Annotated in this window: 7 protein-coding genes; all 7 read right to left on the bottom strand. The window is 61.1% G+C overall.

Going from position 1 to position 11,819, the window contains the following annotated elements:
* Positions 1–31 precede the first annotated feature (31 nt).
* A complete protein-coding gene (locus tag AB7M26_RS15335; protein ID WP_123497759.1) occupies positions 32–1,039 on the bottom strand; it encodes an Ldh family oxidoreductase in 1,008 nt (335 codons plus the stop codon).
* 106 nt (positions 1,040–1,145) lie between these two features.
* Positions 1,146–2,789, bottom strand: coding sequence for a fatty acid--CoA ligase (locus AB7M26_RS15330; protein WP_429379392.1), 1,644 nt, complete (start codon positions 2,787–2,789; stop codon positions 1,146–1,148).
* 31 nt (positions 2,790–2,820) lie between these two features.
* On the bottom strand, positions 2,821–4,599 hold the full coding sequence (locus AB7M26_RS15325; protein ID WP_123497763.1) for an acyl-CoA dehydrogenase C-terminal domain-containing protein: 1,779 nt from the start codon (positions 4,597–4,599) through the stop codon (positions 2,821–2,823).
* A gap of 7 nt (positions 4,600–4,606) precedes the next feature.
* Entirely contained in the window at positions 4,607–7,123 is a 2,517-nt protein-coding gene (locus tag AB7M26_RS15320; protein ID WP_429385037.1) for an efflux RND transporter permease subunit, read from the bottom strand.
* 15 nt (positions 7,124–7,138) lie between these two features.
* Positions 7,139–8,227, bottom strand: a complete 1,089-nt coding sequence (locus tag AB7M26_RS15315; protein ID WP_429379388.1) for a WD40/YVTN/BNR-like repeat-containing protein — start codon at positions 8,225–8,227, stop codon at positions 7,139–7,141.
* Positions 8,228–8,377: 150 nt separating this feature from the next.
* Positions 8,378–9,736, bottom strand: coding sequence for a DUF1329 domain-containing protein (locus AB7M26_RS15310; protein ID WP_123497769.1), 1,359 nt, complete (start codon positions 9,734–9,736; stop codon positions 8,378–8,380).
* A gap of 41 nt (positions 9,737–9,777) precedes the next feature.
* The gene (locus tag AB7M26_RS15305; RefSeq protein WP_123497771.1) at positions 9,778–11,790 is read right to left on the bottom strand and encodes a DUF1302 domain-containing protein; all 2,013 of its coding nucleotides are present in this window, start codon (positions 11,788–11,790) and stop codon (positions 9,778–9,780) included.
* Between the last annotated feature and the right edge of the window lie 29 nt (positions 11,791–11,819).

Below are 11,819 nucleotides of genomic sequence, written 5' to 3'. Positions count from 1 at the left end.
AAGCCTCGCTCCCACAGGATTTTCATCGCATTCAAGCCAGCAGTGCGTTCAGGTCGTTGTACAGCGCCTCGGAAATCTGTATTCCCTCCACCACACTGCGCGCCCGCGCCGCATAACGCCGTTGCGACGGCAAGCGCGCGCCCTGCCCTTCAATGCCCTGAAACAACACTTCGGCCCGGGCCAAATGTTCCTCGGTGGCCGCCCCCAGAAAACGTCGTGGGTCCAGCGCGATGATCAACTCGCCATGGTAGGGCGATGACTTGCTGCCCGCGTCATAGGCCAGCGATTCGGCACTGGTCAGATCACCGATCAAAGGCCCGGCGATCAACTCCACCATGGCCGCCAGCGCCGAGCCTTTGTGCCCACCGAACGTCAGCATCGCGCCGCTGTCGAGCACCACATTGGCATCGGTGCTCGGCCGGCCCTCAGCGTCCACGCCCCAACCCTCGGGAATTGCCTTGCCGGCACGCCGATGCAACTCGATATCACCACGGGCAATCGCACTGGTGGCGAAGTCGAACACAAACGGATCCTGCCCAGCCCGCGGCCAGCCAAAGGCAATGGGATTGGTGCCAAACACCGGCACACGTCCCCCCGCCGGCGCCACCCAGGCATGGCTCGGATTACACGCCAGCGCCACCAACCCGGCAGCGGTCAACTGCTCGATCTCCACCCACAGCGCCGAGAAATGCACACAGCGATTGATCGCCAACACCGCAATCCCGTTGGCCCGGGTTTTCTCCGCCAGCAACCCAAGCCCGGCCTGAAACGCCAACTGCGAAAAACCACCCCCGGCAGCCACCCGCACGATCGACGGTGCCTGGTCGATCACCTGCGGCTCGGCATCGGCCGACACCTTGCCGGCCCGCAGGGAATTCACGCAGCCCAGAATCCGGTACAAACCATGGGAGGCACAGCCATCGCGCTCGCCGGCGATCACCGTCGCCGCCACCGCTTGCGCGTGGGCCAGATTAAAACCGTTGTGCAACAGGATCGATTCGGCCAACTCGCGGGCTTCGATCAGGGTCAGTCGGATCATGCTCATCTCCTTGGACAGACCGGTCAGGGTGGTCTATCCGCAGAGATGTGGCTTGATGGGATTGGGCGCGAGGGATGACGAAATTGGCACAGGGGTGCCGCGTCTTTCACCCCAATTCGCTTTGCCGGATCAGCTTCTTATCAATCTTCCCGACACTGGTTTTAGGAATCTCGGCGACGAACTTGAACTGCTTGGGAATCGCCCATTTGTTGATGCGCCCACGCTCGACAAACCCTTGCAGGTGCGCCTCGAGGATCTTGCGGTCGAGATACTGCCCAGGCTCGCACACCACCAGCGCCATCGGCCGTTCGCCCCATTGTTCATCGGCAATGCCCACGACCGCGACCGACTTCACCGCCGCGTGTTCGCTGATCAGGCTTTCCAGTTCCAGGGAGCTGATCCACTCCCCGCCCGTCTTGATGACATCCTTGATGCGGTCCTTGATTTCCACCCCACCCAAGGCGTCGATGGAGGCCAGATCGCCGGTGTGCATCCAGCCGTTGTGCCATAGCTCGGCGCCCTTTTCGGGCTCCTTCAAATAACCTTGGGTCAGCCAGGGTGCGCGCACCACGATCTCGCCCAGAGACTCGCCATCGTGGGCAACGTCATTGCCACTGACATCGATGATTTTCAGATCGACCATCGGCACCGGCGTACCCGTCTTGATGCGGGTGGCCAGTTGGGCTTGCATGGGCAGCTCGAGGTCTTTATCACGCAGGTAGGTCAGGCACAACAATGGGCAGGTTTCCGACATGCCGTAACCGCTGTGCACCTGAATACCTTTGGCACTCGCTTCGCTGGCAATTCCCAGCGTCAGTGCGCTGCCACCCAGAAGCATTTTCCAGCCATCGAAACGGGTCTGTGCTGCTTCCTCACAGCTCAGGATCATTTGCAGAATGGTCGGCACGCAATGGGAAAAAGTGACCTTCTCCTCACAATACAACCTGACCAGGCTGTTGGGTTCGTAGCGGCCGGGGTACACCTGCTTGAGCCCCATCAGGGTGGCGACATAAGGCACACCCCAGGCATGCACGTGAAACATCGGGGTGATGGGCATGTACACATCATCGGAACGCAGCAACGGCAGGCCTTGATAGACGCCCAACGTGCCCACGGCATTCAAGGTGTGCAGGACCAATTGGCGGTGGGTGAAATACACGCCTTTAGGGTCGCCCGTGGTGCCGGTGGTGTAGAAAAGGGTCGCCACCGAGTTTTCATCGAAATCGGGAAAGTCGTACTGGTCTGCGGCTCCGGCCAACAGGTTCTCATATTCCCCCAGCACCGGTAGCGACGTATCGTTTGCCGTATCGTCCGTGAGCTGCAGGTAGCCTTTGACGGTTTCAAGCCGCCCCTGAATCTGTTCAACCAGCGGCAGGAAATCATCATGCACCAGCACCAGGTCGTCCTCTGCATGGTTCATGGTGAAGAGCACCTGATCCGGCGAAAGACGAATGTTCACGGTATGCAGTACCGCACCGATCATCGGTACGGCAAAAAAGCATTCCAGGTAGCGATGGCTGTCCCAGTCGAGCAAGGCCACGGTATCACCGGCCTTGACGCCGGCAGCGGTCAAGGCATTGGCCAGCCTGCGGATCCGCTGGTTGAGGGTCTGGTAGCTGTAGCGCAGTTTGTCGGCGTAGACGATTTCCCGCCCCGGTTCGTAGCGCACGCCGGACAGCAACAATTGCTTGATCAGCAAGGGATAGGCATAGGCGCCATCGGCGGGCGGAATTATTTTTGTCGCCATCATGGTTGGGGTTCCCGGTCCTTTTTACGTGGGCTCAGAACTGCTCTGCATCCAATTGATAGAGGCATTCGCTGCCAGCCTTGGCCGACGCGCTCAACGAGTGGATGCGTGGCAGCAGACGGGCGAAGTAGAAGCGCGCGGTGGCCAGTTTGCTGGCGTAGAAATCGTCTTTGGAATGCGTGCTCATGGCAGCCTTGGCCATTCGCGTCCACATGTAGGCGTACGCGGTGTAGCCGAACACGTGCAGGTACTCGACCGACGCCGCGCCGATTTCATTCGGGTTGCCCTGGGCTCGGTCCAACAGCCATGCGGTCAGTTCGTCGAGGGTGTCGACGGCGGCGTTCAACGGTTTGGTGAACTCACCGAGGTCAGCGCAGGCTTTGGCGGTAAAGTTGCGGATTTCCGAAGCGAATAGCCGGTACAGCGCCCCGCCGCTGCCAACGATTTTGCGCCCGGCCAAATCCAGTGACTGAATGCCGTTGGTGCCTTCGTAGATCTGGGTGATGCGCACATCGCGAACCAATTGCTCCTGGCCCCATTCGCGAATGTAGCCATGGCCGCCGAAGATCTGCTGGCCATGCACGGTGGTTTCCAGGCCCATGTCGGTGAGGAACGCCTTGGCCACCGGGGTCAGCAGCGATACCAGCTCCTGGGCGCGGGTGCGGGTTGCCGCGTCATCGCTGTACTTGGCGGTGTCCAGTTGCAGGGCCACGTAGCTGGAGAACGCGCGCCCGCCTTCGTTCAAGGCTTTCATGGTCAACAGCATGCGTCGTACATCCGGGTGCACGATGATCGGATCGGCAGCTTTGTCCTTGTTCTGCGCGCCTGTCGGCGAACGGCTTTGCAGGCGGTCACGGGCGTATTCGACGGCGTTCTGGTACGAACGCTCACCCAACGCCAGCCCCTGGATACCCACGCCCAAACGTTCGTAGTTCATCATGGTGAACATGGCCGCCAGGCCTTTGTTCGGCGCATCGACGATCCAGCCGGTCGCCTCGTCAAAGTTCATCACACAGGTGGCGGAGGCCTTGATGCCCATCTTGTGTTCGATGGAACCGCAGGACAGCGAGTTGCGCTCACCCAGCGAGCCATCGTCATTGACCAGCACCTTGGGCACCAGAAACAGCGAAATCCCCTTTGGACCGGCCGGTGCATCCGGCAACCGGGCGAGCACCAAATGAATGATGTTTTCGGTCAGGTCGTGCTCGCCGCCGGTGATGAAAATCTTGCTGCCGCTGATCTTGAAACTGCCGTCGGCCTGAGGTTCGGCGCGAGTGCGAATCAGGCCAAGGTCCGTGCCGGCATGCGCCTCGGTCAGGCACATTGAACCGGTCCAGGTGCCTGCGTACATGTTCGGCAGATAGCGTTCCTTGAGTTCCTGACTGGCGTGGGCATTGATCGACAGGCACGCACCGGCGGTCAGCATCGGGTACAGGCCGAACGACAGACTCGCCGAGTTGACCATCTCCTCGACCTGAGCCGAAATCGCCTTGGGCATGCCCATGCCACCGAACTGCGGATCGCCACCAACCCCCACCCAACCGCCGTCGGCGAATGCCTGGTAGGCCGCGACAAAACCGTCCGGCGCCTGGACCGCGCCGTTGCTCCAGGTGCAGCCCTGCTCGTCGCTGCTGCGGTTCAGCGGTGCGATAACTTCTCCACTGATTTTGCCGGCCTCTTCAAGGATCGCGGCGGCCGTTTCTTCATCGATCACCTCGGCCAGGCCTGGCAATTGGGCCCATAGCCGGGACACCTGGAAGACTTCGTTGAGTACGAAGCGCATATCGCGCAAAGGAGCTTTGTAATCAGACATGGTTGGCTTACTCGGAAGTGGTCAGGGCATGGGGCATACCCTGGCGTTGAGAGGTGTCGGTTTCAGTGGCTTGCGCCACTTGGGCTTGCGGAACGGGGTGACGCAGCAGGAAGTACGACAGGGCTGGAATCAGGATCAGCGCGCCGAGCATGTTCCACAGGAACATGAAGGTCAGCAGGATGCCCATGTCGGCCTGGAACTTGATCGGCGACCAGACCCAGCACACAACGCCCGCCGCCAGAGTGATGCCCACCAGGCCCACCACCCGACCGGTAAACGACACGGCATTGCGGTAAGCCTGACTCAGCGGCAGGCCCTGGCGCTGGTAATGCAACTGCACGCTGAGCAGGTACAACGCGTAGTCCACGCCGATGCCCACGCCCAATGCGATCACCGGCAGGGTCGCGACTTTCACGCCAATGCCCATGGCCACCATCAACGCCTCGCAAAGGATCGAGGTCAGGACCAGTGGCAACAGGGCGACCAGGGTCGCGCGCCAGCTGCGGAAGGTGATCAGGCAGAACAGCGTCACCGCCGCATAGACGTAAAGCAGCATAGTGCGATTGGCCTCGCGCACCACAATGTTGGTCGCCGCTTCAATCCCGGCCGACCCGGCCGCCAGCAGGAACTGGCGATCTGCGCTGTTATTTTCCCGGGCGAACTTTTCGGCAATGCCCACCACGGCATCCAGGGTCTCGGCCTTGTGGTCCTTGAGGAAGGTGATCACCGGCATCAGCGAACAGTCGGTGTTGAACAACTCCGGGGAGTTGACCGAGGCTTGCTGCGCGGCGTAGTTCAGCACGTCCTGATTGCGCTGGATGCTGTTGAGCTTGGGGTTGCCTTCATAAGTACCGGCGGTGATTTGCCGCACCGCGTTGACCAACGACGCCGTGGCCTGTACGCCAGAAGACTGCTGCAGCTCCCAGGCCAGACGGTCGGCGAGGACCAGCGTCTTGTAGTTCAAGCAGCCTTCCGGCGCGGTCTTGATCATCACCGCGAACAGGTCGCTGGACAGCGCGTAGTGGCTGGTGATGTAGGCGTTGTCACGGTTATAGCGAGAGTCGGCACGCAACTCCGGTGCGCCACTTTCCAGGTCGCCGATCTTCAACTGCAAGCTGACCATGAAGCCGCCGACGCCCATCAGTACCGCGACCAATACCGCCCCCGTGGCCCACTTGCGCGTGGTGAAACGATCGAGCAAGTCCCACAGTTTGCCGAAGCCTTTGTGCCCGTCTGCACGGGTGTCGATTTTCAGCGCACGCTCGGCCGCCCTGGTGCCGACGCCGACATAAGACAGCGCCACCGGCATCAGCAACAGCGAGGTGAAAATCAGCACCGCCACACCGATGCTGGCGGTGATCGCCAGATCGCGGATCACCGGAATATCGATCAGCATCAACACCGCGAACCCGACAGCATCGGCCAGCAGCGCGGTGACGCCGGCAATGAACAGACGGCGGAAGGTGTAGCGCGCGGCGATGAGTCTGTGGGTGCCACGGGCGATGTCTTGCATGATCCCGTTCATCTTCTGCGCCGCATGAGACACACCAATGGCGAAGATCAGGAACGGCACCAGCACTGAGTACGGATCGATTGCATAGCCCAGCCAGGCGACGATGCCCAGTTGCCAGACCACCGCGATCAGCGAGCAGCCGACCACCAGCAAGGTGCTACGCACGCATCGGGTGTAGGCGTAAATAATGATCAGCGACGTGACGACGGCCAGGCCGAAGAACATCATCACCTGGATCAGGCCATCGATCAGGTCGCCCATCAGTTTGGCGAAACCGATCACCCGAACCTTGTATTGCCCCTTGCCCTCCTCCCCGGCCTTGCGCGCAGCGCTGTCACCGGCGAACTCGATCTTGTCGCGTAACTGCTCTTCAAGCATCTGCGAAAAGGCGTGGTAATCGATGCGCTGGCCGCTGGCCGTGGCTTTGTCCAGCAGCGGAACAATGAGCATGCTCGATTTGTAGTCGCTGGCCACCAGACTGCCGACGATACCGGCGCGGGAAATGTTCTGGCGCAGCTGTTCTATTTCTTCCGGTTTGCCCCGGTAAGTATCGGGCATCACCGGGCCACCCTGGAAACCTTGCTCGGTGACTTCGGTCCAGCGCACCGCCGGGCTCCACAACGACTTCATCCAGGCACGGTCGACGCCTTCGGTGACGAACAACTGATCATTGACCTGTTTGAGCACGTCAAGATAAGCGGGGTCGAAAATATCGCCCTGGGTGTTCTCCACCACCACCCGTACCGAGTTGCCCAGACCGCGCAGCGACTGGCGGTTCTCCAGGAAATTCTGGATGTACGGCTGACTCTGCGGAATCATCTTTTCGAAGCTGGGGCGAAGCTCCAGGCGCGTTGCTGCCATGTAGCCCAACACCACGGTGGCCAGCCCCATCAGCAGCATGAACAACGGACGGTAGTTGAACACCAACCGCTCCAGCAGGTTGCCGGAATGGCGGTCGAAATCCCGCAGATCGCGGATCACCGGCATGGTTTCTTGTTTGATATTGCCCATGTCTGGGTTCTCGCTCTAAGGGTTCGAGGGCTTATCAACGGACAGCGTCCGTGCACCACGGCTGCCAACCACCACCAGCGCACCGTCGGCGGACTGAGTGGCGCCGGTCACCGGTGTCGGTGCCTGTTGCTGAACCAGATGCAATTGCGCGCCTGTGCCCTGGCTGACCAGCATCTGCCCGCCCTGGGTGAACAAGCGGTAGTTGCCACGGCCATCGACCAGGCCAGCGGTGATGCTGACGCGCAGGCCAGTGTCCAGCGGGGTCCAGCTGAGACCGCCATCGGTGCTGCGCAGCACATTGCCGCGCAAGCCATAGACGAGCGCTTCCCCGGGCTTGCCGAGTACACCGAAAAAACTGCCTTGATAGGGTGTCTGCACGGCGGCGAAGCGCTGTTGGGTGTCATCCCACTTGAGCAGCAGCCCCTGCTCTCCAGCGATGTACAGCGCATCGCCAGTGGAGGCGATGGCGTTGAGGTGAAAGCCCTGCGGGTTGTCGGTGCGGTCCTGGAACGGTGTCCAGCTCTGGCCGCCGTCTTCGGTGCGCAGGATCAGGTTGAACACCCCGACCACATAACCGAGGCGCTCGTTGGCGAACCAGACATCGAGCAACGGTTTGTCGGCGCCCTGCGCCATCAGGCGCTCACCTTCGGCGACCAGCAGTGGCCATTGTTCGTTGCCCGGTTCTGCACTGGCCAACGCGCCGTAATGCTTGACCAGCAAGGCCCCGATCTCGCGGCCGTCCAGTTGCTTGCGCCAGGTCGCACCGGCGTCGTTGCTGTGCAACACCACGCCGTCACCGCCCACCGCCCAGCCTTGGGTGGCGGAAGGAAAACTCACGGCATTGAGGTCGGCACTGACCGGCACCGCTGCCTGATGCCAGTGTTTACCGGCATCATCGGAAGACAGAATGTGGCCACGCTGCCCGACGGCAACCAGACGCTCGCCGGCGCGGGTCATACCCGATAGCGGGCTGTTGACGGCCAAGGCGCTGACCCTGGCCGGCAGATCCAGCACGTCGACATAAGCGGACGCCTGGCTCAGACCCTGCAACGTTGCAAGCAAGGCGCCGAGCGCCAACTGCAGATAATTTTTGTACGAACACATACCGCGTCCTCTTCGGAAAACCGCGTCGGGACACACGTCCGTGTGCCTGACGTTCCAACCTGGCGCCCGAAACGATCGGCATGCACCGACCGTCGTGCGGTCCCCTGCCTGGCAGGCAGTGGACTGCACGGACGCTTTGTCACGGTTTGCTTAGCGAATCCCGTTACCGGCCAGGGACTCAGGCGACCACTGCGCCTTGGAAAGCGGATCGATGTACTTGATGCCGCCGTAAGGGCCGACCACACCGTTGATGTTGTAGGAGCCACCCACCAGGTCATAGATCATGAAAGGCGTGGAGTCCGGGATCTGCTTGTCGTAACTCTGGCTGAGGAACGCGAAGGAGCCACGGTACAGCTGACCACGGGCGTCATATTGGTCAGAGGCCAGAGCGGTCCAGCTGTCTTCATCGAGGTAGAAGCGACGCTTCTGGTAGATGTGCCGGGCGCCAGACTTGAGGTTGCCCTCCACCACCCAGACCCGGTGTTTTTCCCAGCGCACGTAATCCGGTGCCAGGTGATTGGCGGTGGTCAGCGATTTGGGGTCTTGGGCATAGGTCAGCTTGTAGGTGTTGTAGGGCACGATCATTTCCTGCTTGCCCACCAGCTTCCAGTCGTAGCGGTCCAGTGCACCGTTGAACACGAAAACATCGTCGTAGGTGCCGGCACCGGCGGTGCCAGGGTTAGGCGTATCGTAAGCCAGGTTCGGTGCCAGCTTGACCCGACGCTGGCCCGGCAAGTATTGCCAGGCGCGGCGCGGTTGCTGCAGCGGGTTGGCGGCGTCCTTGAGCATCACCGCTTCACCGGCCCGGCGCGCAGGGCCGGTGTAAGACAGCTTCATCTGGTAGTACACGTCGGCGCTGCTGATCGGCTGCGCGAGGTTTTCGTAGATCGGATAGGAAATGAACGCCAGTCCGGTGGTCGCCAGGCTCGGCACGCCAGCGGAGTCGACGTTCCAGGAGTCGTACTTGGAGTTGATGTTGACCCCCTGATAACGCAACAGGAAGTTCCACATCGCCTCGTTGCCCGACTGCGGAATCGGGAACGGCACGCCCGGCAGCACGTTATCGATGGCCAGACCGCCTTCGAGGGACTTGGCGCCGCTGGCATTCTTCACGCCGTTATCGAGGATGGCTTTTGGCAGCGAAACGGTGCGGTGGGTCGGGTAGACATTGACGTGGAAGCTTGGGAAACGCTTGGCCAATTCCACCGTGGTTGCACTGAGCAAGCCCTTGTACTGATCGACGTTCTTGCCGTCGATTACCAGCAACGGTTTTTCGTTGACGAAGGGATCCGGACGCATGCTGTCACCGGATTTGAAACTGGCCGGCGGCGTGGTCAAGCCACCGTCATAGGCGGGAATGGAGCCATCAGCGTTCCCGGCCTTTTCGGCCCCGACCAGGGTCAGGCTGCTGCCCAACCTGGCAGCGTCCTGAGTGGAAACAGCGGCCTGTGCCTGGGCGGCAAGGACCATGGCCAGCGAAGCGGCCAACACGGTTTTTGCGAATTTCATCTTGTTATTCTCCTGCTTGCATTGAGCAAATCAGTGGTGCATCAAAAAGTGGTTTTCATCGTCAGGTAAACGGCGCCACGGTCCTCAGTCGTGGCACCACCACCGGAGAAGGCCGAGTAGCCGCCGCCGTAACACGCGTAGTTTTCATTGCCGCTAAAGGCATTGGGGGTGGAGCCGTCGCCGCTGCCGGCATTGGCCGCGCCGGTGCTCAGACCGCTGGCGTCGCACTTGTCGGTCTTGCCGAAGGAGTCCACGTACTTCAGGTCGATGAAGTATTTGTTGTACACAACAGCACCCACGCCCACGGCATAGTTGCCGGTGTCTTTGGCACCGCCACCGGACACCGGTGACACGCCGTCGAGACCGACGTTGATGGACATCGGTGCGTTGAGGTCGACACCGGGAAACACCTGATACCAGGTCGGTGTGAAGTTGACCGCGATGCCCCAGTTGTCCCGGGTCGGCTGGTCGATGCCGCGATAGGTGTCCTTGCCTTTGTAGAGCGCTTCGTTCTTGCTATCGAGCTTGAGCAAGTTGCTGTAGTACAACTCGGCGAGCAGGCTGGCCGAATCGAACACCGGGGTTTTCGGGAAGGTCATCAGGCCGTTGAGCGTCCAGTGCAAGGTGTCACCGGTGGCGGCCATGCTGTCGCCCTTCTGCGGGGTGTCATAAACCACACCGGTGGCAGCCGTACGCGCCGGCAACAGGCCAAGACCCGCGCCCAGACCGAGTGGGCTGTTAGTGCTGACAACCGCCGGAATACTGGCCAACGGCATGTTGTGACGAATGTTCAGGTCCGCCCCCACACTGATACCGCCCACATCCTTGGACAGGCTCAGGCCAACGATCTTGATGTTGTCGGCATAGGCCATTTGATAGGTGGCGGTGCTCAGCGAGTTGAGCGTGTTGATCACCGCAGGCACTTGCCCTGCCGGACGGGTGCCGTTGGGGTTGGCCGAACTCAGGCCTCTGGCATCCAGCCAGGCTTGCGGCAGGATTTCCGAGGTTTCGCGGTAATAAACACCGAGGGTGCCATCCAGCCAGGCCGGCGACCACTTGGCCATCACGCCCCAGTCTCCGCGCTTGTCCGGCGTCAGGTCGTGACCGCGACGCACATTGGTCAGCCCGTTGCAGGGCGCCAGACCACAACCCAGCGGACTGCCCGGCACCACGCCATTGGTGTTGCCCAACAGGAACGACTGCGCACCGAAGCCGACCAGATCGGAACCACCATAGTAAGTACCGGCTTCAGGCAGGCGCGCAGCATCCCAATCGAGGAAATACTGAGCGCCCACGGTCAACTCGGGATTGACGGTGAACGACATCGACAACTGGTTACGCGGAACGAACAGTTCCTTGGCTTCGGTACCGGGCGAGGCAGCCAGTTTGGCCAGGTCCAGGCCCGATTGGCCGTAACTGTTCGAGTGCACCGGGTTGAGAATGGTCTCGCCCCAGAACACGTTGTGCTGACCGGCCTTGACGCTCAACAGCGACTCCTCGCCCACTTCGGTGCTGTAGAACACGAAGGCATCGAGGATTTCGCCGGATGGACCGGTGTAGTAACGCTGGGCGTAGTTGCTCAGGTGCGGGCTGCCATTGCCGACATTGTCGCCGGTGACCCCGGCCAGGCGCGGATCGTTGGCGACCAGACCCGACCGTGCGTCATTGCCGTTGACGAACGGGTTGGAATTGGAACCGGTGTTCTCGTAGGCCTTGTCGTACCAACTGGCGGCGCTGACGCGAAAGCCCATGTGGTTCTGGTAGACCACATCCATTTCGGTCAACAGGTCAACACGGTTGGTGATGTTGGTCCCGGCCTTGCGGAAGTTGTAGTCGCCATCGTTGTTGTTCGGTGTCGCCAACATGCGCTTGTCGGCGCTTTCGGTGCGTACGCCGTAGTTGTACTTCACGGTGTTATCAACACGCACGGTCCAGTCCGGGTTACCTGTGTCGAGTTCGACCGCCTGCGCGACCGGCACGGCGGCGGCCAGAATGGCCGAGGCCAACAAGGTGTAACGCGAGGGTGCGAACCCGTGACTCTTATTGTTGTGCATTGCGTTGTCTCTCCGCCTTTTTGTATTTG

The organism is Pseudomonas sp. F-14 TE3482, assembly GCF_053629455.1.
This window is presented reverse-complemented; position numbering and strand designations above follow the sequence as displayed.